Annotated in this window: 20 protein-coding genes; 8 read left to right on the top strand and 12 right to left on the bottom strand. The window is 37.6% G+C overall.

The genetic code is table 11. The annotated features are described in order from the left end of the window. Positions 1-2 precede the first annotated feature (2 nt). Positions 3-980, top strand: coding sequence for a M23 family metallopeptidase (locus CLW00_RS13380; RefSeq protein WP_106134186.1), 978 nt, complete (start codon positions 3-5; stop codon positions 978-980). A 73-nt stretch (positions 981-1,053) separates the two neighbouring features. On the opposite strand, the gene CLW00_RS13375 is transcribed toward CLW00_RS13380, so the two are convergent. The 3 genes from CLW00_RS13375 to CLW00_RS13365 form a co-directional block, all read right to left on the bottom strand. Next, positions 1,054-2,481, bottom strand: coding sequence for a sigma-54-dependent transcriptional regulator (locus CLW00_RS13375; RefSeq protein WP_106134185.1), 1,428 nt, complete (start codon positions 2,479-2,481; stop codon positions 1,054-1,056). 15 nt (positions 2,482-2,496) lie between these two features. Further along, the gene (locus CLW00_RS13370) at positions 2,497-2,829 is read right to left on the bottom strand and encodes a response regulator (RefSeq protein ID WP_170073223.1); all 333 of its coding nucleotides are present in this window, start codon (positions 2,827-2,829) and stop codon (positions 2,497-2,499) included. A 193-nt stretch (positions 2,830-3,022) separates the two neighbouring features. Beyond that, entirely contained in the window at positions 3,023-3,175 is a 153-nt protein-coding gene (locus tag CLW00_RS13365; RefSeq protein WP_106134183.1) for a lmo0937 family membrane protein, read from the bottom strand. Positions 3,176-3,357: 182 nt separating this feature from the next. Here CLW00_RS13365 and CLW00_RS13360 point away from each other — a divergent pair, with 182 nt between their 5' ends. The 3 genes from CLW00_RS13360 to CLW00_RS13350 all read left to right on the top strand — a co-directional run bounded on the left by CLW00_RS13360 (position 3,358) and on the right by CLW00_RS13350 (position 6,928). After that, entirely contained in the window at positions 3,358-4,773 is a 1,416-nt protein-coding gene (locus CLW00_RS13360; RefSeq protein ID WP_106134182.1) for a sensor histidine kinase, read from the top strand. A gap of 244 nt (positions 4,774-5,017) precedes the next feature. Continuing rightward, the gene (locus CLW00_RS13355; RefSeq protein WP_106134181.1) at positions 5,018-5,461 is read left to right on the top strand and encodes a response regulator; all 444 of its coding nucleotides are present in this window, start codon (positions 5,018-5,020) and stop codon (positions 5,459-5,461) included. Between the two features lie 24 nt (positions 5,462-5,485). Beyond that, a complete protein-coding gene (locus CLW00_RS13350) occupies positions 5,486-6,928 on the top strand; it encodes a hybrid sensor histidine kinase/response regulator (RefSeq protein ID WP_106134180.1) in 1,443 nt (480 codons plus the stop codon). A 270-nt stretch (positions 6,929-7,198) separates the two neighbouring features. On the opposite strand, the gene CLW00_RS13345 is transcribed toward CLW00_RS13350, so the two are convergent. The 4 genes from CLW00_RS13345 to CLW00_RS13330 form a co-directional block, all read right to left on the bottom strand. After that, entirely contained in the window at positions 7,199-7,723 is a 525-nt protein-coding gene (locus CLW00_RS13345) for a hypothetical protein (RefSeq protein ID WP_106134179.1), read from the bottom strand. A 388-nt stretch (positions 7,724-8,111) separates the two neighbouring features. Then, complete coding sequence (locus CLW00_RS13340) at positions 8,112-9,038, bottom strand: mechanosensitive ion channel family protein (RefSeq protein WP_106134178.1); 927 nt, start codon at positions 9,036-9,038, stop codon at positions 8,112-8,114. Positions 9,039-9,063: 25 nt separating this feature from the next. Continuing rightward, a complete protein-coding gene (locus CLW00_RS13335) occupies positions 9,064-10,125 on the bottom strand; it encodes a DUF748 domain-containing protein (protein ID WP_106134177.1) in 1,062 nt (353 codons plus the stop codon). Positions 10,126-10,135: 10 nt separating this feature from the next. Continuing rightward, a complete protein-coding gene (locus CLW00_RS13330) occupies positions 10,136-11,089 on the bottom strand; it encodes a YihY/virulence factor BrkB family protein (protein ID WP_106134176.1) in 954 nt (317 codons plus the stop codon). A 448-nt stretch (positions 11,090-11,537) separates the two neighbouring features. Between CLW00_RS13330 and CLW00_RS13325 the strand changes: the two genes are divergently transcribed. Next, positions 11,538-11,729, top strand: a complete 192-nt coding sequence (locus tag CLW00_RS13325; RefSeq protein WP_106134175.1) for a CsbD family protein — start codon at positions 11,538-11,540, stop codon at positions 11,727-11,729. Positions 11,730-11,792: 63 nt separating this feature from the next. Here the strand turns inward: CLW00_RS13325 and tamL are convergent, their stop codons facing one another. Together tamL and CLW00_RS13315 are read right to left on the bottom strand one after the other, a co-directional pair. Beyond that, positions 11,793-14,081, bottom strand: a complete 2,289-nt coding sequence (gene tamL / locus CLW00_RS13320) for a translocation and assembly module lipoprotein TamL (RefSeq protein ID WP_106134174.1) — start codon at positions 14,079-14,081, stop codon at positions 11,793-11,795. Beyond that, positions 14,081-19,045, bottom strand: a complete 4,965-nt coding sequence (locus CLW00_RS13315) for a translocation/assembly module TamB domain-containing protein (protein WP_106134173.1) — start codon at positions 19,043-19,045, stop codon at positions 14,081-14,083. Before CLW00_RS13315 ends, tamL begins: the two co-directional genes overlap by 1 nt. Positions 19,046-19,677: 632 nt before the next feature. Between CLW00_RS13315 and CLW00_RS13310 the strand changes: the two genes are divergently transcribed. Continuing rightward, positions 19,678-19,908, top strand: coding sequence for a hypothetical protein (locus CLW00_RS13310; RefSeq protein WP_106134172.1), 231 nt, complete (start codon positions 19,678-19,680; stop codon positions 19,906-19,908). A 78-nt stretch (positions 19,909-19,986) separates the two neighbouring features. After that, positions 19,987-20,436 carry a GNAT family N-acetyltransferase gene (locus CLW00_RS13305; RefSeq protein WP_106134251.1) on the top strand — a complete coding sequence of 150 codons (450 nt, stop codon included), beginning with the start codon at positions 19,987-19,989 and terminating at the stop codon, positions 20,434-20,436. A gap of 146 nt (positions 20,437-20,582) precedes the next feature. Here the strand turns inward: CLW00_RS13305 and CLW00_RS13300 are convergent, their stop codons facing one another. From CLW00_RS13300 to CLW00_RS13290, 3 genes are read right to left on the bottom strand one after another with little or no spacing between them, the layout of a single operon-like run. Further along, a complete protein-coding gene (locus CLW00_RS13300) occupies positions 20,583-21,305 on the bottom strand; it encodes a tetratricopeptide repeat protein (protein ID WP_106134171.1) in 723 nt (240 codons plus the stop codon). A gap of 8 nt (positions 21,306-21,313) precedes the next feature. After that, positions 21,314-22,729 (bottom strand): CCA tRNA nucleotidyltransferase, encoded by a 1,416-nt coding sequence (locus CLW00_RS13295; protein ID WP_106134170.1) that lies wholly within the window; start codon positions 22,727-22,729, stop codon positions 21,314-21,316. After that, the gene (locus tag CLW00_RS13290) at positions 22,726-23,199 is read right to left on the bottom strand and encodes a hypothetical protein (protein WP_106134169.1); all 474 of its coding nucleotides are present in this window, start codon (positions 23,197-23,199) and stop codon (positions 22,726-22,728) included. The genes CLW00_RS13295 and CLW00_RS13290 overlap by 4 nt, the downstream gene beginning before the upstream one ends. 393 nt (positions 23,200-23,592) lie before the next feature. Here CLW00_RS13290 and CLW00_RS13285 point away from each other — a divergent pair, with 393 nt between their 5' ends. Further along, positions 23,593-25,212, top strand: a complete 1,620-nt coding sequence (locus CLW00_RS13285; protein ID WP_106134168.1) for a CTP synthase — start codon at positions 23,593-23,595, stop codon at positions 25,210-25,212. The last annotated feature ends 2 nt before the right edge of the window (positions 25,213-25,214 follow it).

The following is a 25,214-nucleotide window of genomic DNA, read 5'->3' as shown; positions in this document are numbered from 1 at the left end:
TAATGAGTAGAATAAAATATTACTACGACCCTAAAACCTGTAAATACGAAAGATACCAGAGAAGCAAGTGGGACACACTTCTCAACAGTCTGGGCTTTTTGTCTTTGGCATCTGTATTGGCCATTGTGTTTATCATCGTTTTCAACCTTTATTTTGATAGCCCTAAGGAGCTTATGCTCAAAAGGGAGAATAAAGAGTTGAAGTTGTACTACAGCCTCATGGAAGAAGAGGTCGGGAAAATGAATGAAATGTTGGCTGATTTACAGTCTCGAGATGATAACCTTTATAGGATAATATTTGAATCAGAACCCATTGCGCCTGAAATCAGAATGGCTGGTGTAGGCGGGACCGACAAATACAAAGAGATCCGGGAGAAGGGACTGAATCAGGAAAAACTGATCATTTCGCTGAATTCTAAAATAGATGCACTAAAAAGACAGATGTATGTACAGTCTGTTAGCTACGATGAAGTAACAGAACTTGCATTGAGAAAAGAAGAGTATTGGTCTTCTATACCAGCTATACAGCCTGTATTGAATGAAAACTTAAACCTTCTCGCTTCGGGTTATGGAATGAGATTACATCCTATCCTTAAGGTAAGAAAAATGCATAGCGGAGTAGATTTTGCAGCTCCAAAAGGAACTCCTATCTATGCCACAGGAGATGGCATTGTAAAAAGTGTTACCACAGTTTTTGGAGGATATGGAAAGCATATTGAAATCGATCATGGTTTTGGATTTGTGACTCGTTACGCGCACATGAATGATTTCATGGTGAGAAAGGGACAGAAAGTAAAAAGAGGAGATCAAATCGGAACTGTAGGAAACACAGGTTCTTCTACTGCCCCACACGTACATTATGAAGTAATCAAAGACAACAAGTTTGTCAATCCTGTTCAATATTTCTTCCAAGACCTGACGCCGGAGGAATTTGATAAAATCCTTGAATTGGCATCAAAGGAAAACCAATCACTTTCTTAAAGATGGTTGTTCTTTTATAAAAAAAGTCCGTGGCAGATCGCTGTCACGGACTTTTTGTTTTTGAATCATTTCATCAAACTATATTGTGAAGTTTGATTTTATTGAAAAGTGTCTTTCTATCTATGCCCAATTGCTTGGCAGCTTTTGTTTTATTGTATTGATTTTCCAACAGTGCTTTTTTGATGGCTTCGGCTTCAGCTTGAGCAGCTATAAGCTTTAAGTCCACAGGCTCCTCATTATCTTTGGTTTTAGTGGACTTGAATGCTACTCCTGAATGTGATTCTGCATCTTCTTTGAAAGAAAACTTATGTGCATGCACTATTTCGTGGGGAATAGCTGAAATATTGACTTCATCACCATCAGAAAGAAGTAGCGATCTTCTGATAATGTTTCTCATTTCCCTCAAGTTACCTGGCCATTCATATTGTGTAAACAGTTCTGCAACTTCATCAGAAAACCTTTCAACGCTTTTGTTCAATTCCTTATTGGCTGACTTTAAAAAATGTTCAGCAAAGAGCAAAATATCCTTTCCCCTTTTTCTAAGAGGTGGGACGCTAATTATAAATTCATTAAACCTGTAAAAAAGATCTTCTCTGAATTTGCCTTTACTCACAGCATCCTTAAGGTTTTCATTGGAGGCAACCAATATTCTTACATCAATACTTTTGTCTTTTACGCCCCCTATCCTCCTCAATTTTTTTTCCTGCACCAGCCTGAGCAAACCTACTTGGATATCATAGGAAAGGTTACCTATCTCATCCAAAAAAATAGTACCGCCATCGGCCAATTCAAACTGACCTTCTTTGGCAGCCATAGCTCCTGTAAATGCTCCCTTCTCGTGTCCCCAAAGCTCACTGCCTGCAAGATCTCTTGTCAAAGCGCCACAGTCAATGGCAATAAATGGTTTGTCTTTTCTTTGACTTAAATTATGTATTGTCCTTGCAATATTTTCCTTCCCAGCACCACTCTCTCCATAAATAATCACAGAGAAATTGGTTGGTGCAACCAAAGTCACCTCCTTGAGGAGATTTTTGGAAGCAGGTCCTTTTCCCCAAATATATTCTTCCTCATCCTGATAAGGACTTTCGGGTTGTTTGTCTTTTTTTATAGGTGCTTTTTCTTCTACATTTTGAGTGGGTGAAGGAGCCTTCATAGCCCTATCGATCAAACTCAGAATTTCATCCGGAATGAGTGGTTTGACTACATAGTCAAATGCGCCTTTTTTCATAACCTCTACTGCTATCCTCACATCCGAGTATCCTGTGATGATAGCCAGTTTTGTTTGGGGAGAAATTTTTTTGACTTCTTGGAGTATTTCAGGGCCTTCAATATCCCTTAGTTTAAAATCACAAAGAATGAGGTCAAATTTATTTTTTTTAACCAATTCTATCCCATTTGAACCGCTCATTGTAGTCTCCACCTCATGACCTTTTTTGGAAAGAAACCGCTTAAGCAAATTACAGATATCGAGGTTATCGTCTATTACTAATATTTTAGCCATAAATACAGAATTAAATCAAACAATAATTTGGTCGATTTCAGCCAGAGAAAAGGGTTTACTGAGAAACGCCAAGGCACCTTGGGATTTTGCTATGCTTCTCATTTTCCCATGATCAAAAGCACTCATCATAATTACAGTTAAACTTGGATAAGTGTCTTTTAAATGTGGAAGGCTTTCCAGACCGTTGCCGTCTGGTAGATTGACATCTAAAAATAAAAAATCAGGATCAATTTTTTCCAATTGATTCTTTCCTTCAGAAAGGTTTATGGCCGTATGAACCTCAAAACCCCTTCTTTTAAGAAATCTTGATAACAAATTTAATATGCCTATCTCATCATCAATAATCAAAATTACCCCTTTTCCCATCTGGCTATCACAACTTGTTTTTCTCCCTATTAGTTATTTTTCAACAATCAAAGATTAATTATTACCAAAAACAAATAATTTATAATTTTAAACATAACCAAAAGACAGAAGTAATCTCTGCCTCTTGGTTTAGTTTTTGTCAAAGCAAATAATGCTACTTGATTCAGATGCCCAGCTATACCCTTCTGCCGGAAATTACTCTGAATAGGATTGCTATGATTGCTAGTACTAGCAAAATGTGTATCAATCCACCTACACTGTAAACAAAAGCACCGAAAATCCATCCGATAACCAAAATCAAAGCAATTAAATACAATAAATTTCCCATGTTTTAAATATTTAAAGTTTAAATAATATTTTCCAGAAAAATTTCAAACTTTATGCCTATTGAGCTAAAAGTCAATTTAGGGCTCTCAGGCACCTCTTCTAAAATATACCTCCGTCAGGTTCAAGATTTTCGGGGAATAGAAGCCCCACATTGCGTACTATTATTTTATTTGATTAGTAATTATGGACAAAATTAAGTCATTTACCATCCTCACTTTGGTGTTGATCATCCTTACCGGACTGATTTCTATTTACACTTTACACCGTATCAATCATATTCAACATGTAAGTAGAATAACAGATGAGATGGTTGCCCACACAAACGACATACATAATAGAGTACTTGAGAATGAAATTGCAATTCTAAGCTTTGCCACCACTTTTGATTCCACTTTTCTTGACAGCATGCAGGAAATTGAATCTTACATTTACAAAAAAATTGATAGCCTCAAAGAACTGTCTCTTGAAATCGACCAAGGAATGGAGGGGATTGATTCTATAAGAGTTTTGATTGAAGGTCGAAGGCAAACATTCCAAAACTCATTGAACTCACATCCTGACTATGAAGGGTACCTAAGCTATGTAAGGGAAAACCGAAAAGAGAATTTCCTGAAGTTTAGTCAAAGGATAAAAATCCAGAACAATTTGATACTTGAAAAACACCAACGTTCTATTCAAGAAAAAGAGCAAGGATTGATCAATAACCTCAACGTACTTTCAATAATTATTTTTGCAGTAGTAGCCATCGCGATTATGGCGGTGATTCTAAGTTTCAACGCATTTTCAAGGTATAAAAACAAACAGGAAGAAAGTACCAAACAATTGGCCGAATACAAAGAACTGTTAGAAGAACAGGTCAATCAATTAAACATTTCCAACAAAGAATTAGAGCAATTTGCTTATGTAGCCTCTCATGATCTTCAAGAACCTTTAAGGAAAATCACCTCATTTAACGACCTGTTGCAGGAACAATACAAAGACACTTTGGAAGGTGAGGGAAAACTATATTTAGAGCGCATCGCATACGCTGCAAACAGGATGAGAAAGTTGATCACAGACCTTTTGGAATACAGTCGGGCAGGTAGACATAAAGAGGAGGAAGGTCATCTCCAACTGTCTGAAGTGGTTGAGGAAGTACTGGATGACCTTTACATCTTGGTAAAAGAAAAGAATGCCCAAATAAAGATGGGGCAACTCCCAAGAGTATGGGGTTCATACATGGACTGGAGAGCTGTTTTCCAAAACCTAATCAGCAATGCTATCAAATTTTCAAAACCAGAAACCCCTCCTACTATTCAAATATATGCAGAAACCGCTCCTTATGATTTGGTCAAAAAACATATTGAAGAACCTGACCAAAAAATACAATATTATCACATTACGGTAAGTGATAATGGAATTGGATTTAATCAGGAATATGCTGACAAAATTTTTGTTATTTTCCAGAGACTATATGGCAAAGATATCTTTGAAGGAACTGGTATTGGATTGGCTATTTGCAAAAAGATCTTTGAAAAAATGGAAGGTGTAATCTATGCAGAATCAGAAGAAGGTAAAGGAACCACCTTCCATATGATCTTCCCTGATTACCAAGGATAATCTTAAAAGAATACATGAATACCAAATAGAATCATATCAAAACTCTGATTTATTGTCAGAATTGTACTGGTAATTCAATTAGTTTCATTTACACTCAAACACATTTCAAAAGATAAATTTTTATCTTAAAAATACAAACAATCATAAATTACTCTCTAAAATTAAAATTACAAATATACTTATACCAAAAATATTTTTCTTAACTTTGTAAGTATCTGCCATTTTCTATAACCCGCACCACAACATGAAAACTGAAAAAGTAATCAATATTTTAGTAGCTGAGGACGATATCGATGATAGACTTCTTATCACAAAGGCTTTCAAAAAATCATTCGATAAAGCCAATCTTATATGTGTAGAGAATGGAGAAATCTTGCTTCAATACTTAAAAAGAGAAGGTAAATATAAAGATGAGGCGAAATATCCCTTTCCAAACCTCATTCTCCTGGACCTAAACATGCCAAAAAAAGATGGCAGAGAGGCTTTGGTGGAAATCAAGTCAGATTTGGACTTGAAAAAAATCCCTGTTATCATTTTTACTACTTCCCAACTTGAAGATGATATAAAAATCACCTATACTAGTGGAAGCAATAGTTATATCACCAAACCAGGAACTTTTGACGGATTACTATCCGTAGGCAAGGAACTTGAGACTTATTGGGGTAGAACTGTAGTGTTGCCGGATTAAAAGGCGCACCATATATTGATTTCTATGGAGGTAAGTAAAAAAACAGTCTTGTATGTAGATGATGACGCTGACGATTTTTTATTGGTCGACAAGATGCTTAAAAGTTATAAGCACATGGATTTTGAGTTGACCCATGCAAGGAGCTTTAGCCAAGCAAAAGAATACCTCAAAGACTGCTTTGACGCTTATCTGGTAGATTACAGATTGGGTTCTGAATCTGGTTTAGAGGTTTTGAGTTTGATAAAAAAGCAGAAAAAGCATGCTCCTGTCATCATTCTTACAGGTCTTCAAAATGGTCAGATAGACAATCAGGCTATGGAGTCTGGCGCATCTGATTACTTGGTAAAGGGTGGCTTTGATGCTCAAATGCTCGGTAGAACCATTAGGTATGCCATAAGAGATGCTGAACTGCATGAAAGCTTGGATCTTGCCGGACGTAAGTTCAAAAACATTTTTGAAAGAGCAGCAGATCCAATTGTTCTCGTCAATCAGGATTCACTTGTGATCGACTTCAATCCTTCTTTTCTTCAAAAATTCAGCTACAATCCTGTAGAAAATGATTTTCACGCTTTATATTTCATTGATATTTTGGTTGAAAAAGAGGATAAAGTTTTCCTAAGAAATATCCTTCATAGCAATACAGATGTCTTGGATTTTGAGGCCAACATAAAAGTTAGCCCTGAGCAAAGTATTATTGCTTTGATTTCTGTGGTAATACACGAAACCAATAAGGAACTGTATCAGATCATGATCAAAGACCTGACAGAGTTGAAAATCAAAGAAGAGGAACTGTATAACCTTAGGAGATTTTCATCTACCGGAAGGATCGCCAGACTCTTGGCACATGAGGTAAAAAACCCATTGACCACCATACTCCTTTCCGCTGAACAGCTAGGTTATGAATTACCTGAAAACATAAGGGTAGAAAGTGGAGATTTGATTGACACTATTAAAAAAAATTGCACCCGAATCAACCATCTCATTACCGAATTGTTGGAATCGACCCGATTTACAGAATTAGAGGCTAAAAAATACCCCCTTAACCAACTATTGGAAGAAGCCATTGAAGAGGTCGAAGAAAGAATTCAATTGAAAAATATCAAGCTTGTAAAGCAACTTTCTTCGGAAATTGGAGACGTAAACGTTGATGTTGAAAAAGTCAAGATAGCTTTTGTCAATATATTGGTCAATGCAATTGAGGCCCTGGACCATGATTATGGCATGTTGAGGGTCAAGTCTGCTGTTAAGAACAATAAATGCCAGGTGGAAATTTCAGATAATGGTGTAGGAATTCCTCAAGATAAGCTTGACAGACTTTTCGAACCTTTTTACACCAGCAAATCAACAGGTTCGGGACTCGGGCTTACCAATACTCAGAATATCATTTACAGTCATGGTGGTACTATCCGGGTCCAAAGTAAGGAAGGAATGGGGACCACATTTTTTATAGCATTGGATTGTGTGTAACAAAGATTTTTAAACATGGATTTAATTATCCGTAATTATGCCACCAATCAAATAAACGATGGTTTTTTGGCTAACGGATACTTATAGATGTTTAGTTTAATGGTTCGAAATCAAAGGTTAGTTTTATTGTTTAGATTCTACGGTTTTGAAAAAACGGAATACATATATCAAAAAAAAAGAAGGTTATCCACGCATGAATAACCTTTCTTTTTTATTAGTAAAAATATAAATCACTCTTAAAAAAATCACCCAATCCTATCTTTAAAAACCTTATCCTTCAAGGTCAGCTTTAATCTTTTCATACCTACTTCTCACATTATCACCGAGTTTTTCGGTATTCTTTTCCAACCATTCCCAGCTGTCTTTAGCACCTTCTTCTATATCATCTAGAGTTCTTTGTCCACTTCTTTGGGTATTGGCTGTGGTACTTTCCCACCAAGCTTCTACATTGGACATATGCCTCTCGGCGTCTTCTTCCATTTTTGCAGTCTTGGTCCTGGCTTCAACTTTGGCCTCTTCATATCTTTCCTCTAGGTCATTCCACTCTTCTCTGGCGTCTTGACTGGCATTTTGATAGGAGGATTCCACATTGGCCACCAATTGGTTATACCTCCTATCCAATACAGTCCAGTTATGATTCGCTTCTCTATTGACGGCAGTTTCTACACTGTCAACAAAATTCTCCAATTCATCTACTCTTTGTTCTTGTTGTTCCGTATTGCCACTTTGGTCGCAAGAAACAACCATAAACAAGCCTACTCCCAATCCAAGTAAAATAGCGTTAGTTCGTTGCATGATAAATATTATTTGATTGAACAAAAGTTTATTTAATTAAACTTTTGCAAAGGAGGTTCCACAAGTAAAAAACAATCACTAATCAAAATCAATACACCTCAAACACCTGTTTTTCAGTGTTTTAAAAAATAATAGATATTACAATATAAATAATCCTTATTCTTTTATTGAGAGACTATTCCACAAACATTGGAAAATGTACCCCAAATTAAAGCAAGTTAAAAAATGAAATGAGCAAAATCTGAAATGAATTTAACGCAAATCGGTATCAATTACATTTCACATCCATGAAAAAAGAGAGAGCTCCTGGGATTGGAACTCTCTCTTTTAATGCAAAAGACATTTAGTCTTTGGGTGCTTTCCAAAAATTGACAGGCATGATTCCTTATCAATTACTTCTTTCCGAACCATTACTACTCCAAGCGCCTGATTCTTTTATTTCCTCTTTGAAGGTGACTCCCCCTTTGATACCAAAGTCCAGGGTACGAATTGGGAACGGAATCATGATATCATTTTCATCAAAGGCCTTTTTAAGCGCCTTAATAGCATAGTTTTTTGCCCCCACAAATGCTTTGTTTTCCCGAGTATAATCCAACCAAATATTAGCTGTAAAATCAATAGAACTATCACCAAACTCTACCCAATGCAAGGTAATATCCTCGTTTTGAATTCTACCGGGAGTGTCTTGCAGAGCCTGCATCACGATTTTTTCTACTTTGTCCAAATCGTCACCATAACTCACTCCACATGCTACTCTGAGCCTTCTTTGACCGGATTCTGTAAAGTTGGTAAAGTCGTCCTCAAACAAAAACCGATTGGGAACATAGACGATTGGTCCATCAAAGGTTTTTATTTTGGTAATCCGAAGATTGATGTCCACCACATTTCCCATGGTCCCATTTTTGGCTTCAATCACATCTCCAATAGCAAAAGGCTGATTGAAAGTGATGTAAATACCTGACATAAAATTGGCCGCGGTATCCTGGAATGCAAAACCAAGTGCCAGACCCAAAATACCAAAACCTGCTAGAATGGAGGCTACAGTTCCTGACAGGTTCAATATAGACAATGATACCACCAAGGCAACCACAAACACTGCAATGTAAAGTATCCTACTTAGAAACCCTGTAATCGTCTTATCCACATGGAATTTAGTGAGTTGTTTTTTAGAAAAATTCTTGACCACTTTAGCGGCCAATAGTCCAAGAAATATCACCAAAACTGCCAAAGCTAGGTTAGGCAGTAGTCGGACCATTGCTACGGCCCATTCCTCAAGCTTATCTATCAATGCATTCAATAATTCTCCAGTACTCATTATCGTTATTGTTTAAATTTAACATTTATTCGCTGCCACCAACTGATTGAAAATTGATGGCATTTTCTAATTCCTTTTCATAGGCCTCGATAAAAGCATTTCGTAAAAGGTTGAAAACAGCCTGCCAAGTATCTGTCTCCATGTCCTCCATGTGACCACTTACTTCTACCCTCGAAGCAATTTTTTCTTTTTTGGGATTTTCCAGTATGCCACCTACCAAATCTGCCAATGCTGAATATATTTTTTCGGGTAAATTTTGATCCTCGGCATTCTTTTCAACCTCAAAGTCTTCAATGATTGGTTTTACGTAGCCAGCAATTTCTCCATTTTCAGCAGCCATTTCCGAATACATATTTAGACGTCCATCCTTTAATTCAAGGCTGGCGTAAGCTTCAAAAAAATCATTGAAACGAACTAAATCAAAGTTTTCAATCTCTAGATTCATATCAAAATCAGGGTATTCTTTTAAAATATTGACTTTCATATTGAAATTCAGTTGTCCGTCACCCATCGCTTTTGAATTGATCTCTACATAGCCTGGCAGAGCTTCTTCTTCATTTTCAACATTACTTAAGTTGGTAGCCTCGAGATTGAAATCATCTAAAAACACTTCTACAGCTGGTTCAACTGTTGGGTCTCTATAGGCTATAGTTGCCTTGTGAATTGTCAGATGATTTATATCAATTGGACTCATTTCTTGAAGTGCTTCAGCAAATTTGACCCTAGATTCTTCGTCCGTATCATCCTTCAACACAGTGAAATTGATCTCTGGAGAGTCAAGGTGAATTTCAGAAACGATATGCCCTTTAAACAAAGCTTTCCAATCTATTGAAAAATCCATCTGGGGAAGATGTATCATCGGTACTTCAGGCTCCTCTGACATTTCCTCATAAATTGTAAGACCATTGATTCCAAAAGAACCAGCAATCAATAACATGGAAACCCCATCAATTGAAGCATGGTAACCCTCAATTTCATCGAGTTGCTTGTTGATGTAATGCTTGGCAATAAATGGCAAACTCATTCTTACAACTACCAAAAAAAGCAGGACTGAACCAATGATGATATATGTTCTTTTAAATTTCATATCAATAGTATTATTCTTCTTTATAATCAATTCCTTTCTTTACAACTCGCTCCTTTTCTTCGACTATAAGGGCATGTCGAGAAGGAATAACCTCGTATCCATATTTTTCAGCAAAAACCCTGGTAAATGCTGTTCCATAAAATAAAATAAGGCATGAGTATGATACCCATAACAGCACCAAAACCACTGATCCTGCTGCTCCATAAGTGGATCCCGGATCTGAAACACTGAAATATATGCTGAGCAAAAATTTACCTATATTGAACAAAAGCCCTGTAATGATGCCCCCCAACCAAACTGTTCCGAAGGGAAGCCTTACATCTGGCATATATTTGAATATCAATACAAACAAGCATCCTAAAATAGCGGTACTGAATAAAAACTCCATTGCTTGAGCAAACACCACCAAGCCATGATCCCATATATTGGACAAATAGCCACTCATCATGGAAATGGCCGTAGAAGCAACAAAACTTATCATCAATAAAAACACTATAACCATCACAAAAGCAAGGCTGATTGCTCTGTCCTTTATGATTTTCCAATATCCGGCATTGGGGTCAATCTTGGCATTCCAAATCTCATTAATGCTGATTTGCAATTGATAAAAGACGCCTGTAGCCCCAAAAATCAAAACACCAACACCTATGATGCTGGCAAAAACAGTCCTCTTATCTTCCTGAGAGTTTTCTACTATTGCTGCAATTCCCTGTGCTGCACTAGCACCCAGGGCCATTTCAATCTGTTCACTTATTTCTCCTTCTACCAATTCATTGCCCCAAATTGCTCCCACAGTATTGATAACGACAATCAACAATCCTGGCAAGGACAAAACTGCATAGTAAGCTACTACTGCCCCGAGCCTCCAGGGGTTATTGGCATTCCAAATCTTAAAAGCTTCTAGAAGTAGTTTGGGAAGGTCGGCCAGTTTTGGCCAAATTCTCCGTTTCGGATGGTTTTCCATATTTTCATGTTTCACAGACTATCGATGGCTCTAAAAAGATCAAAATCTTTATTTTGAGCTGACCGCTTTGGAACAGGTTAAAATTTTTCTTAATAGACTGGAATAGAAAAGATGCAGGAATTAAGCCAAGTAACAATCTAAAAATTGATGATTGCCTAATTTTAATTAATCAAAGAGTAAACAATCAGATAACTAGATTTCCCCTTTACTATAAGGATTTTATTCTAATTGATTAATTTATTTCTTTACTCTTTTAAAAATTTTAATTCCCCAAAGTATGGACATAATTCCACAGATTACTAAAATCAAATTCAATAACACATCGTATAAAATATCCAAAACCCTATCATTTAAAGCTGTATTGGCATTTTTCAACTAAGTCCTTGCTTAGGGCACAGTTTATGGATAATGTTTAACGTAATTAAATTTTAACCTAAACTTTATAATCATGAGCGCTTTTGAAGACAAAATGAAAGGAAACTGGAACCAAATAAAAGGTAAATTGAAGCAACAATATGGTGAATTATCTGACGATGAATTGACATATGCTGAAGGTCAAGAAGATGAACTTCTTGGTAAGATTCAAAAGAAAACAGGAAAGTCAAAAGAAGAAATCAAAGGATTTATAGATAGTATATAAACCGATTTTTTTAGAATTAAACCCGGCAAAACTGTCGGGTTTTTTTTTGCCTTTTTGATTAATCTAGAATGGATATCCTATGGCAAAATTCAGCACCATATTTTCTCTCCTCCAATCTCCACTGCCAAACTCTAACCTATCCTGCCATCTGTTTTCCGGTTCAAGCCAAGGTTTCCGGACTGGCACGGCCAAATCAAATCTTAGCACAAACAGCTGTATATCGATCCTTAATCCAAATCCAGCACCAACTGCCAACTCTTCCATCCATTGACTTGTGAACCTACCTCCAGGAAGGGCCTCATTTTCATTGTAAAGCCAAACATTTCCTGCATCCACGAAAAATGCTCCCTTTAGGTAGCGATTGAATGGAAACCTGTATTCTAAATTACCTTCCAGCCTGATATCACCAGCTTGATCGAAAAATCCTCCTGCTCCTATACTTTGGGGCACAAAAGTACCGGGACCCAATGCCCTAATCCTAAATGCTCTTACACTTCTTGGACCTCCTGCAAAAAATTGCTTCACAAATGGTAAGGAGGAAGAATTACCCAAAGGAACCCCCATCCCTCCAAATATCCTGCTTACCAACTGATGCTCCTTGGTAAACTTATGGTAAAACACCAGATCAACCTCCCCTTTTATAAACTGTGCATAATCCAAACCAAAGATAAAATCAGGGTTTTCGGAACCTACCATCCTATTCAAACCTTTGAAAAGGTTTCCAGCCAAGTCGATAGTAGAAGTGACTACGATGGCATTTTTCCTTTCTACATCCACAAGCTGGTTGTAGTTCCATGTGTAGTTCATTCCAGAAATAAACTGCTGTTCAAAACTCCTCCTCAAGAAGGGATTGGAATTCAAAATCTCTTCAAAAGCCGGAGTGGTATTGGCCAAGTCTACTATACTGAGGCTGATTGGATTAAATTCGTGATACTGGTATCGATTGACATTCCAAAGATATCCAAAAGTCGCTTTGTAAGAATTCAATTGATAAAGATCTGTCCTGTTTTGGTATTCATAGCCAAGAGAGATTTTTGTTTTGGGAATTGAAAAATTGAACCTGTTCATGATAGGTACAGGGAACAGTACCCTTGGAAAAATCAAGGAACCTGTCAAACCTAACTCAATCGACCTTAAGGCTTCCCTGCTACCCGAGGCTATTTGTTGTTCATAACCTATTTTCCCTGTAAGGTTGAAAGTCTCTCCCCCTAGAAATAGATTCCTGTTTTGATAATTAAGAATCAAAGCTGGGCCAACAAAACTATTCGATTTGGTAACTCCCTGGATTTCGGCCCTCAACCCTCTTTTATCCAAAGGAGATAATAAGATCCTGGCATCAAGTGGATAGGTGCCGTCTGCGATCCTTTCTTCACCTTCTTCATAAGATATATTGACATACCTAAAGTTACCAATGCTTGAAAGCCTATTGGAAGTCAAACGAGAAGTCTGAGGATTGAACTTTTGGTTTGGCTCAAACAAAATATAATTTTCGAGTAAATCCGGCCTGAAGATAATCTCCTCCTGAATAACCTTGATCCCTCCTACCCTAACAGTATCTTGATTATCCCTGTCAGCTGTGACGGAATAATTGGGATACACCCGGATCTGTTGGATACTGTATGGGTGAAGAGATTTTTCAGGCACCTCATTTTTCAATCTCAAATAAAGGTCATACTTTCTAGAATCGTACTGATTGGTGTCAGATTCAAAAATCAACAAATCAGAATTAAAGTTATAATATCCTTTTGCTTTAAGCGCTTTGTCTATTCTTTCCCTTTCTGATTTTAACTTTTCCAAGTCGAAACGGGTTCCTTCCTTCAATTCGGTCTCATCAAGATCCTTTATGATCTCTTGGATAATGTCAAGAGAATCCCCAAGCACATTGTATTTTTCAAGTTTGTAAGCTTCAGTGAACTCAACTCCATACTTTATAGAGGCAAATTTGTCTTTTTCCTTTACTTCATAATCCATCTCGTAAAAGAAATAGCCCTTGTTTTCCATCCTATTTCCCAAGATATCCAAAGTCCGATCGGGCTGCACGTCGCTCAAATAAACAGGACTTTCTCCAAACCTGTTTTTAAGAAACCTATTGATAAAACCCGGATTTTCTTTACTACCCTTATAATGTGCCCACAAGCCGAATCTTACCCCTAAGACTTTGCTATTGGGTTGTGGCCGTAGCAACCCTTCCAACTCATCTTGAAGCTGACCGACTTCTCTTTTGGGGAGCTCAGCGTTAAGCTCCATTTCTGCACCTGTATACAGTTTTCTATCCTCGGGAATAAATTTCTTCACTCCACAGGACCCAAGGAGAAAAATCAAAAAAAGCGCTATACAAATTCTATTACTCATCAATTTTCTATCTCTTCAAAATCATCCTCTAGCAACATTTCTTCTTCTTTAGCTGCTTCATCAGTTTCACGTCTTTTCCATAATTCTTTGAAGGCATTGAATTCTTTATTGAAAATAAAGGAAATCCCTGTCACTATTAGTTGACCATCAATCACGGATTCAAATTGATTTCTACGGTAGGCTTTTGCCCGCCATTGACCTTTTTCATCCAGCATATACTCGATGCTGACATCACCAAATAGGGCATCACTTTGTTCGACCCTTTCACGTCCTCCACCTTCTACATCTACTTGTCCACCTACAGAAATTATCAACCTGTCATCCATCAAGCGCTGCCTTGCTGCCACATTCAATTGTGTCCTATCTTCAGGTCCCCCATTCTGATAGTCAGTGTAAGAGTCTAAATCCATATCCAAACTAAATCCAGATTCACCAAAAAGACGGTCAGATAAAGCGTTGAGCTGAGAAGATAACACCTGAGAAACACTGGACCTAGCCAAACTCACGGATCCACCCGCTGAACCATCATTGCCCATTGTTGGAAAAAATTGATTTAAGACCAAAAGTGCAAATACTTGTTTGGTGACTTCATCTTCATTTTCATTCATTTGCTGAATCATACTATAGACTGCACCACCCGCGGCTCCCCTGTCCTGTTCTTGCATATCCAAATCAAAACTTATTTCAGGCTGTACAATCTCCCCCCCTATATTCAAAAAGACCTGAAAACGAAGCACTTGCCTAAATTGGCCTTGATTTTCATTTGACGCACCCGCAACCTGTGCTTGCATCAACTCTGAAGCCGAAGTCCTGACATTATAAATTGCCCTAAGATTCAGATTAGCATCCAAAGGATCTCCATTCCATACGATAGAACTGCCTGAAGCCAATTCAAACCGACGATTGACAAGGTTATAAAGGTTGAGTTCATAATGTCCGCTTGCTACTTCATACCTGCCAGAAAGTGAAATGTCACCATTCGGATTCATCAACATATTGAGATCAGCCTCTCCCTGCAGGCGAAGGTTGTCCCCTGTTCTTTCATCCACAATGACATTAAAAACCGCATCAGGATCAATCTGAAGGTTAGCTTTGAGGTCATATCCTTGCACTCCTTGCGTGCTGATCTCCAATTCTCTCTGATTCATTAAATCGTATGGATCAGCATGATTGACAAAAACTACCACCCCAGTCCTTTCCACTAAATCTAACTGACTCTCAGGAACAATAAATGTGAAATTCGTCGCACTATTTATTCTTAACCTTAAGTCAATTTCAGGCAAATCAGTAGTGCCTTTTACATCCATATCCAAGCTGATATTGGCTCTCCCAAAAAACAGGTCATTATCTTCACGGGTAGAATTCAATACCTGAAATTCATCAGATCTTATTTTGAGATCCAATCCTATCTGAGAAAAATCTTCTGTATCTATTTTTCCATCAATACTGAACTTTTGATCAGATTCATCCCGAATATCAAAATCTTCAAAGTAAAGTCCCTTATTATCTACTTTTAATCGGTCATCATTTACAGAAAACTTGTTATTCAGCTGACTAACAAGCAATGAAACATCATTAAATTCCAAAACTCCTTCGTACTGGGGGTCCTGGAAGCTTCCATTTACACTTACTTTACCGCTTATATATCCTTCCGCATTTCTCAATTCATCACCTGAAAACCTTTCAATCATGGCAATTTGAAACTGATTGAGATCCAAATCCAAGTCTAAGCGTGAACTTTCTTCACTTGCTTCAATTACCCCTACCAAATCCATGTCTACCATTCCATCTTTCAGGCTCATTTCGAAATCATATTCCTGAAGGGTTCTGGCCACTGCATCAATCCTTAATGTACCTAGGGGGATTTCCAGTAACTCAAGGTTATTGACCTGCAAGTCTCCCATGATACCAATAGCGCCCCAAGGGTTTAAGGCTACAAACTCACCATTTGCAGTCCCTTTTACAATGGGCTCATCGGGATTAAGAAAGCTCGTCAATGTACTGAGGTTAAATTCATTCAGCAACACACCAAAATGCTCTTCTTCTACACCTGAAACATCATTGGTCAACCTCAACTCTTGGTTGTTTCGGGTGAAGCTAAAGTCTTCGAAACTCAGGTAGTTTTCAGCGTAATACACAGCATTATTTGCTGGCATCTGCCATGACCTTGAATTGATAATCAAGCCTTCTGGGTTAATATGATAAATAAGAGTGTCACCACTTAGCCTCAAGACAGATTTCAAATCAATGATAGGCTCTTCATTGAACAGGGACAAAAAATCCAACTTGACATCATTTTCTTGAAATGTACCTGTAAGACTGGTTTTGCCCATCTCCACGGGGCCAAATAGCAATTCACTAAAACCTGCAGATAAACTAAGGCTATTTGCATCACCATCTAAATCAAGCTCAAATGACTTGATATTAGCATCTGTATATTTGAGCAATGGGAGGTAAACTTCAGCGTTTAAAACTGCAAGCTCCGCATCAAAATCAAAATTAATGCTGATAGTGTCCAACTCTTCTATCCCGGCAACAAGCAATTGATCAATGAAAGGAGTGGGTTTGAATTGAAAATCTGCCTTTGCTTTTATTGACCTTTCCAAAACTGTATCAGCCTCACCGGTAACCAGTTCAGAGAGATAATTTTGCATGGCAGCACTCAAGGCATCTACAGAACCATTGATTTCAGCTTGTCCTTTCAAAAAGTCAGATCGAAGATTCAGTGTCGTCAGTGAGTCAGAAAGCAATGCCTCCAGGTCCATTTCACCGATAGGATATGTCCTGCTATCATAATACATAAATGCATCTTGAAGTTTAAGCTTGGCTTTTAATTCATCAAAGGGACCTTCGATCTCTCCTTCCAACTTCATCCTGACATTGATATCCTGAGCCGTAAGTCTCATGGCTTGAGTTTGAAAATCTTTCAAATCCAAAGTGAAATTCAACTTTGGATTTAAAGTGTCAAGCTTTGCAATTGCCTCTAACTTAACGTCAAGTATTTCCTTATCCAGTGCCAAAATAAGATTTGCTACCGTGTCTTTGGCTTCAACTTGAAACACCAACGATGAAAGATCATAGTCGGCAAATTGAAGGTCACTTATTTCAGTTTCAATTGAGCCTTGTAAGTCGTAGAGATCAGTCCCCTCACCTTCAGCTGATGTTACCAGGCTAATCGGCTTCAATTCTGGGATACTTAAAATTTTCCCCAGATCCAATTCTTGTAATTCCAAAGTAGATTTCAGGTGAAATTGCGCTTTATCTATAAAATCAGCCTGTAGGAGAACATTTCCATCACTTGTTCGCAAGGCTAAATCAGCAAAAAGTTCATTCAAACTGCCATTAGCCTTGGCTTCAAGTTTGATATTTTCAGGAATATCATAGTCCAAATCAAATTCTTTTAAAAGAGGTGAAAGCCCATGTTCATTAGATTCAAAAACAAGGCTGCTCAAGCCAAAATTAAGTTTTTCTGGTTCTGTGTAGTTTACGAGATTCAATTCCCTCAACTCAAGATTAGTATGCGCCCCGTATTCAAAGTTAAAAATTGGAATATCCAAAGTCTGCAAATTTCCCTGGAGGCTACCATTCGCCGCTATGCCATTTTGTTTGATTTCTTGAAAATAGGGTTCATCTTTCAATTCGGGTACAAAAAATAATGCGTCCGAGAGATCAGTATTGAAAGATTGCAAATCGAGTTGAAAAGTACTTTGATCTGGATTATCGATCAATGCTGCCATTGAGGGATAATCAATGCTAAGATCAGCCCTCAAGCTAGAGGCATTTGTCTCAATAATGAGTTTGTCAATACTTGTCTTTTCATCAGAAACTTTAAAGCCAAACTCAAATGTTCTCAGCTCAAACCCACTATGATCTGAAAATGAAAATTTATCGAGTTGAAGGCCGGCCTTTTTATCTTTCAAGAAAACGCCATGCGCCAACAATGTCAAGTCACTGATTTGGACGAAATCAGGATTAAATTCTCCAACTTTCACTTTGGGATCAGCTGATTGATAAGCAATATTGTTGTTCAAAAAATCCAAATCACCCAGTTCTACCACCCAATCAGGCCATTCAAAAGCTTGAGTTGATTCTTGACCTAAATTTGAAGCTGTTACATCACTTGGTTGTATCTTAAGTGCTATGTTTGAATCGTGAAGGCCTATTGATTTCAGCAATATTTTCTGACTCTCTAGGTCTGCCTCAGGAAGTTCTAACCAAAAATCTCCTATCTCAAGATCAGCTTCCAATCCATCCGGTAAAGAATGATAGCTCCATTTAGAATTCTTGATTTTAAATTCTTCCAGTACCAACAATGGAGGAGGCATATCTGATTCAGGACTTTCTTCAGCTTCTGGAAATGGCTTAAATTGATTGTATTCAATTTCGGATCCAATAATGGCGAACTCATCTATGCCAAAATTCATTTTGTTTAAGTCTATTTCATCTAGCCTGACACGGATTTCATCCCAAGACGCATGAAGGTCGATTCCTAGTTCCTCATCATAATATTTGATTCTAAAATCCTTTAAATCGATAGGCCCAATAGAGAGTTTTGGGAATTCCGAGCTTTCTCCTTCTATCTGAGAACCTTGAATTTCTTCATCGGCCTCCCCTTCTTCCACAAAAGCATTGATCAAAAATTCAAAGTTGAAAGAATTTTCGATGGAGTCTCTATTTACATTAGCCCTTAGACCTTCCCATTGCAGCGTGGATATTTTGATATCGCCACTACTGATTAGAGGTCTGAGCGCTACCCCTGTCTCTATATTTTTGGAATAAATGAGAGTATCGCCTTGTAAATCTTCGAGAAAAAGTCCCTCAAGATATAAATTCCCCGAAAAAGTAATAAAAAGCCTGTCAATCGCCACCTTTGTCGTGGTCTTCTCACTTACATATTTTGTAGCCTTTTGAACGATAATGTCCTGGCCCCAAGGACTTCTGATAAATAAAATAAAGGCAATCATCAAGACAAATAAAACCGTCAGGATGATACCTATAATTTTGAAAAATTTAATGATGTATTTTTTGATAAGAAATAAATTTTAAACCCATAATCAATTCAAATATAAGCCTTTTAATTCCTGAGTTAATTTAGAATTAAAATACTTGAAGCTCCTATTGATATTAACGCATATATCATCAAAAACTGGGCTATGATTACTTAAAGCAATTCATTTACATCTATTACAACCTAAAAAGCCTCCTTTTAGTTGAATTAAAAACCACTTTTTCTAAAAAACCAAATATCAGCTATTCAACAAGATGTTTTGGGTAATTCTATAGATGAAAAAAAACGATGAGCGTTTTTCTGCCATATTTGAAAGGATTAAAAATCAGAATTATGCATCAAACTGTGATTAAGTCTCATAGTAGTCTATCTCGAAATTCTACAATTTGGGAAAAGTCCTTTACATCAGTGAGGAATTCTTTTCCCCAGCGGAAGAGCATCTGCACATTTTAACTTAAAGTGAATTTTTAAACTAAAAAATATACGATGTTAAGTCAATGTAAAACCAATGTTATCAAGTAGTTAAATTCTCTGTTTGGTTTTTAAAATTCACGTCTACACCTACTTTTGCTAATAAATACTTATTTGATGGAGATTTTGACCAGCCTTTTGATTTTGTTAACAACATACTTCCTTGCAGTTTTAGGCTTGATTCAAGGTTTTATTCCAGGGGCTTCCAAAGAAATCACGAATGCCTTGGGGCAAGAAAAGGAAGTCATCAGTGCCAAAAGAGTTATATTTATAAGTTTTGTGCTTGCGCTATTTGTCACCAGTGTAATGGTTTATTTTTTTATTTTCCCCAATTATTCATTTGCTTAAAATATTAAAGCTTTATTTTAGGGTATTGAAAAATTTATGATGTGTACACATCACTATAAAAACCCAACACCAATCAACATGAATTACATTATCAGACCTTGTGAAGAAAAAGACTTACCAGAACTTGTAGAACTTTGTGCAGCCCATGCAGAATACGAAAAGGGAGAATACAGCCCTGAAGGAAAATTGGAAGGATTAAGAGCTGCAATTTTTGGAGAAACTAAAAAACTGAATTGCTGGATTGTTGAAGTTAACGGTAAAGCAGAGGGTTTCACCACGTTTACATTTGATTTTTCAACTTGGGACGCAGCACCTTTCCTTTACATGGATTGCCTGTACTTGAATGAGTCTTGTCGTGGAAAAGGTGTGGGAACTGAGATTATGAATAAAATCAGGGAAGAAGCCTTGAAAAACAATTGCAAAAATATACAATGGCAAACTCCTGAGTTCAATGCTTTGGCTATCAAATTCTATGTAGGGTTGGGAAGCACGGGAAAACAAAAAATGAGGTTTTTCCTAAATCCCTGATCTTTAAAAACTTTTGATAGGATAAAAAAACAACTCATTAATCTAATTTCTTTATTAAAGTTTGACTCACATTAATTTCATAAAAAAAAGCCCAAGAGAAACGAATCCCTTGGGCTTTTTTGGTATTGTAAGCTAAATTTCTGCAATTACATATTGCTGATTTCAGCTTTAGTTTCCAATGCCAATTCAAAATCAGGCTGAACTTCCAAAGCCTGATTAATAGCTTCCAGTGCTTCTTCCTTATTTTGCAAAGCAAGGTAAACCATGGCCTTAAGGTTGAGGCCAGCAGCTTTTAGAGCTACCTCTTGGGTATCATTATCAGCGGTAGGGAAACCTACTTTTTCAGTGGATGCTTTGTTGTTCTTGATCAACATATTTACCGAATTCAATGCTTCTTCAGGTTTGTCAAGAGAATATTGCATGTAAGCAGTCTTATAAAGACTGAATAAATTTCCAGTCAGCAAATAATGTCTTTCAAAATTAGGAAGAGCCCTGTCCATTGCACCTAATTGCTCAAGTGAATAGGCGGCAATTTCTAGACCCGTGACACTTTTATCATTCTGCTCTAACAGGTCTATTGCAGAAACTGCAGCCGATGTAAACTGACCTGCATCAAAGTACAACGTTGCCAAAAGCTCTGGATAACGGGTATTGGTTGGGTTTCTTTCCATCAATTCAAACAGTTTCATCCTAGCTACAGCAAAATCATTATAACGCATTGCTGCCTGGTAAACTCTTTGATCTATTTCATTTCTACTGCGTACCGTTTCCGATTCCTGTGTCGAAGCTGGGGTAGTAGCTTCCTGTGCCATTACGGTGATGCCCATCATCATAAACAGGCCAATCATCAAAGTAATCTTATTCTTCATAGGTAATGTTATTTCTTTAGTATTCCTTTTCGGGCGGCTAATTTATACAATAAGTCCAAAGCTTCATCTTTATTGTTCTGAATTTGTCCTTCCAATATCGCTTCTTTTATTTCTTCTTTAAGTTCACCGACAATTTTTGAGGGCTGAAGGTCAAACTTAGCCATGATTTCTTCACCAGATACCGGAGGTTGAAAATTTCTTACATGATCTTTCTCCTCGACCTCTATGATTTTCTGTTCCACTTTATCAAAATTGGCCAGAAAACGCTGTACTTTATTGTTGTTTTTGGAAGTAATATCAGCACGACACAATGTCATCAAATCATCCACATCATCTCCTGCATCAAACAGTAAACGCCTAATGGCTGAGTCAGTAACCTTATCTGAAACCAATGCAATAGGTCTTAGGTGAAGGCGAACCAATTTTTGAACATACTTCATTCGCTCATCCATCGGTAGCTTCAACCTCCTAAACAAAGCTGGAACCATTCTGGCACCTTTATCTTCATGTCCGTGGAACGTCCATCCAACTTTGTTATTAAAGCGTTTGGTCGGAGGTTTACCAATATCATGCATGATTGCAGCCCATCTCAACCAAAGATCCTCGGTATTCAGACATATATTGTCAAGAACCTGAAGGGTATGGTAGAAATTGTCTTTATGCGACTTATCACCTACAGAATCGACACCTTGAAGTTCAACCATTTCCGGGAAAAACTGGTGGAGCAGGTTACTTACAAAAAGAAGTTTGAAACCATATGATGGCTTTTCAACCAGAATGATCTTATTCAATTCGTCAATTATCCGCTCTGCCGATACGATCTGTAAGCGATGGGCATCATGAATAATTGCATCGAAAGTGTCCGGATGTATGTCGAAATTAAGCTGACTGGCAAACCTGACCGCACGCATCATTCTCAAAGGATCATCTGAAAAAGTTAAGATTGGATCAGTTGGCGTTTTGATAAGCTTTCTCTTGATATCTTTGACGCCATCAAATGGATCGATCAACTCTCCATAATTTTTGGAATTGACAGAAATAGCCATTGCATTGATGGTAAAATCTCTCCTTTCCTGATCTTCTTGCAAAGTACCATCTTCTACAATCGGCTTTCGGGAGTCATGCCTGTAGGACTCTTTTCGTGCTCCGACAAATTCTATATCCCAATCCTCAAGTCTGATATTAGCTGTTCCAAAATTTTTAAAAACATTCAACGGAACATGATGATCAAAACTTTCTGCAACTTTCTGGGCCAGGGCAATTCCGCTACCGACGCATACAAAGTCGATATCTTTGGACGGCCTTTTCAAAATCAAATCCCTGACGTAACCTCCTACCACATAGGTTTCAAGCCCCAATTCATCAGCGACCCTCCCTACCCTTTCGAAAATTTCAAGCTTGTCAAGTTCGTTCTTAAAATTCATCCTTTCAAAATTTTGATATCCCCCTCAGGGCTCAAAAACATTTCTTTAGTTCCAGCGCTCAAGAGCGGAAAAAAATCATTGGTTTCGAAATCAAAATCTTCTCCATCTGACTTGTTGAAGATCAATACCTGTCCATAGGTAAACAGCAATTTGTTCCAGTAATCTTTTTTAATCAATGAAAATTTGATCTGATCCTGTTGCACGGGTCCATTTCTAAGAAAACGCCCTTTGATGGTATGGTAGATGGTCGGTTTTGTTGCAAATTCAATGATATCAAGCGATACATCTGAAAACTGCTCGGAAATACTTCTCAATTGGAATACATCAAATATCAGAAATAATCCTTCCTGACTATCTGAAACCTGATCCCATTTTTCTAAAGCAATGAATTCCAATATATTTCCATGGCCTTCTTTTACCTTGACCCTACCTTTTTCTTTGATGATGCTGATGATATCTTTGATTTCCACGCGTTATTTTTTCACCAAAAATACTGCGGATAATCGAGAGGAGGGTAATTTTTTAGGGAAAAAGATAAAAGACTTCATTTATATACCTTTGTGATTTAGGATGCTATTCATCGCAAAACAAACTTAAATCAAAGCAAAAAGAGGTTTAGGACAAGAAATAAAGGGAATTTGATTTCCTTTATTAATCTAAAAAGCATCAAGGCTTTGATTTTTTTTAAATATTCTATTTTCTTTTTTTAGGGAATAAAGATTATTACACTGAACCACTTAGAGACATTCAAGAAGTACACAGGTAAAATTTACTATCACTATACCACCCTCGAATCAAATATTTCCCCTACCTTTGGATCCCATAAGAATTCAAACAAAACAAACAAAGTCCGCACCATTCTTATGGCCTCATCCACAAAATACATCTTTATCACCGGAGGCGTAACCTCCTCTTTAGGAAAAGGAATCATTGCAGCCTCACTGGCCAAATTGCTTCAATCCAGAGGGTTTAGCGTTACTATCCAAAAATTTGACCCTTATCTCAACATAGATCCGGGTACCCTCAATCCCTACGAACACGGCGAATGCTATGTCACCGAAGATGGTGCAGAAACCGACTTGGACTTAGGTCACTATGAGAGATTTCTGAATACACCCACTTCTCAGGACAATAACGTAACGACAGGAAGAATCTACAACAATGTCATTACCAAAGAAAGAAAAGGCGAATACCTTGGCAAAACGGTTCAGGTAATCCCTCATATTACTGACGAAATCAAAAGAAACTTTTTCAAGTTGGGTGAAGATGGAAAATACGATGTAGTCATTACCGAAATCGGTGGCTGTGTCGGTGATATCGAATCACTTCCATTTATAGAAGCTGTAAGACAGGCCAAATGGGATATTGGAGCCAATAACTCTCTGGTAATCCACTTGACTTTAATACCTTATTTGGCTGCAGCCAAAGAATTGAAAACAAAACCGACCCAACATTCTGTTAAGCAATTACTGGAAGCCGGTATTCAACCTGATATCTTAGTATGTAGGACTGAATATCATTTGCCACAGGAAGTCAAAAAGAAGTTAGCCCTATTCTGCAACGTCCAGCTAAACTGTGTCATCGAAGCCATGGATGCTGAAACTATCTATGACGTGCCACTTTTGATGAAGAAAGAAAAACTGGATGAGAGGGTGATGAGTAAGCTCAAACTTACTTCTAAAAGCAATACAGATCTTGAACAGTGGAAAGATTTTCTTGGAAGGTTCAAAAATCCAACTCAAGAGGTAACCATTGGGCTAATCGGGAAATATGTCTCACTTCCGGACTCTTACAAATCCATCATCGAAGCCTTCGTACACGCAGGCGCTGCATGTGAGTGTAAGGTTCACCTCAAGCTCATCTCTTCTGAAGAATTACATCCTGAGACTGTAGAAAAGAAACTTGAAGAACTGGATGGCATCTTGGTAGCGCCAGGCTTCGGAGAGAGAGGCCTTGAAGGGAAAATAGAAACTGTTAAATTTGCCAGAGAAAACAATATACCATTTTTTGGGATTTGTTTGGGTATGCAGGTCGCAGTGATTGAGTTTGCTCGAAACGTCCTTGGACATGTAAAAGCAAACAGTACTGAAATGGATGCAGAAACACCTTCCCCATTCATCGCGTTGATGGAAGAACAGAAAAATCTTGAGCAAATGGGTGGAACCATGAGATTAGGTTCGTATTCTTGCGATCTGAAAAAAGGAAGTAAAGCTGCTCAGGCATATGGGAAGCCGAAGGTTCAGGAAAGACATCGCCACAGATACGAATTCAACAATAAGTATTTGGAGGAGATGGAAAGCGCTGGAATGATCGCTTCAGGAATCAATCCTGATAGCAAATTGGTGGAAATTATCGAGATCAAAAACCATCCATGGTTCATAGGTACTCAATTCCACCCTGAGTATAAGAGTACAGTATTGAACCCACACCCTTTGTTTGTGAAGTTCATTTCTGCAACAATTGATAACAAAAAAAATAAGTAGTT

Origin of the sequence: Mongoliibacter ruber, assembly GCF_003003005.1 — a bacterium.
GTDB lineage: Bacteria > Bacteroidota > Bacteroidia > Cytophagales > Cyclobacteriaceae > Mongoliibacter > Mongoliibacter ruber.
This window is presented reverse-complemented; position numbering and strand designations above follow the sequence as displayed.

Bases quoted from the DNA above. Each gene is read 5' to 3' on its own strand.
- CLW00_RS13380 (WP_106134186.1), top strand. From the start codon at position 3: ATGAGTAGAATAAAATATTACTACGACCCTAAAACCTGTAAATACGAA.
- CLW00_RS13375 (WP_106134185.1), bottom strand. From the start codon at position 2,481: ATGGCTAAAATATTAGTAATAGACGATAACCTCGATATCTGTAATTTG.
- CLW00_RS13365 (WP_106134183.1), bottom strand. From the start codon at position 3,175: ATGGGAAATTTATTGTATTTAATTGCTTTGATTTTGGTTATCGGATGG.
- CLW00_RS13360 (WP_106134182.1), top strand. From the start codon at position 3,358: ATGGACAAAATTAAGTCATTTACCATCCTCACTTTGGTGTTGATCATC.
- CLW00_RS13355 (WP_106134181.1), top strand. From the start codon at position 5,018: ATGAAAACTGAAAAAGTAATCAATATTTTAGTAGCTGAGGACGATATC.
- CLW00_RS13350 (WP_106134180.1), top strand. From the start codon at position 5,486: ATGGAGGTAAGTAAAAAAACAGTCTTGTATGTAGATGATGACGCTGAC.
- CLW00_RS13345 (WP_106134179.1), bottom strand. From the start codon at position 7,723: ATGCAACGAACTAACGCTATTTTACTTGGATTGGGAGTAGGCTTGTTT.
- CLW00_RS13340 (WP_106134178.1), bottom strand. From the start codon at position 9,038: ATGAGTACTGGAGAATTATTGAATGCATTGATAGATAAGCTTGAGGAA.
- CLW00_RS13335 (WP_106134177.1), bottom strand. From the start codon at position 10,125: ATGAAATTTAAAAGAACATATATCATCATTGGTTCAGTCCTGCTTTTT.
- CLW00_RS13330 (WP_106134176.1), bottom strand. From the start codon at position 11,089: ATGGAAAACCATCCGAAACGGAGAATTTGGCCAAAACTGGCCGACCTT.
- CLW00_RS13325 (WP_106134175.1), top strand. From the start codon at position 11,538: ATGAGCGCTTTTGAAGACAAAATGAAAGGAAACTGGAACCAAATAAAA.
- tamL (WP_106134174.1), bottom strand. From the start codon at position 14,081: ATGAGTAATAGAATTTGTATAGCGCTTTTTTTGATTTTTCTCCTTGGG.
- CLW00_RS13315 (WP_106134173.1), bottom strand. From the start codon at position 19,045: ATGATTGCCTTTATTTTATTTATCAGAAGTCCTTGGGGCCAGGACATT.
- CLW00_RS13310 (WP_106134172.1), top strand. From the start codon at position 19,678: ATGGAGATTTTGACCAGCCTTTTGATTTTGTTAACAACATACTTCCTT.
- CLW00_RS13305 (WP_106134251.1), top strand. From the start codon at position 19,987: ATGAATTACATTATCAGACCTTGTGAAGAAAAAGACTTACCAGAACTT.
- CLW00_RS13300 (WP_106134171.1), bottom strand. From the start codon at position 21,305: ATGAAGAATAAGATTACTTTGATGATTGGCCTGTTTATGATGATGGGC.
- CLW00_RS13295 (WP_106134170.1), bottom strand. From the start codon at position 22,729: ATGAATTTTAAGAACGAACTTGACAAGCTTGAAATTTTCGAAAGGGTA.
- CLW00_RS13285 (WP_106134168.1), top strand. From the start codon at position 23,593: ATGGCCTCATCCACAAAATACATCTTTATCACCGGAGGCGTAACCTCC.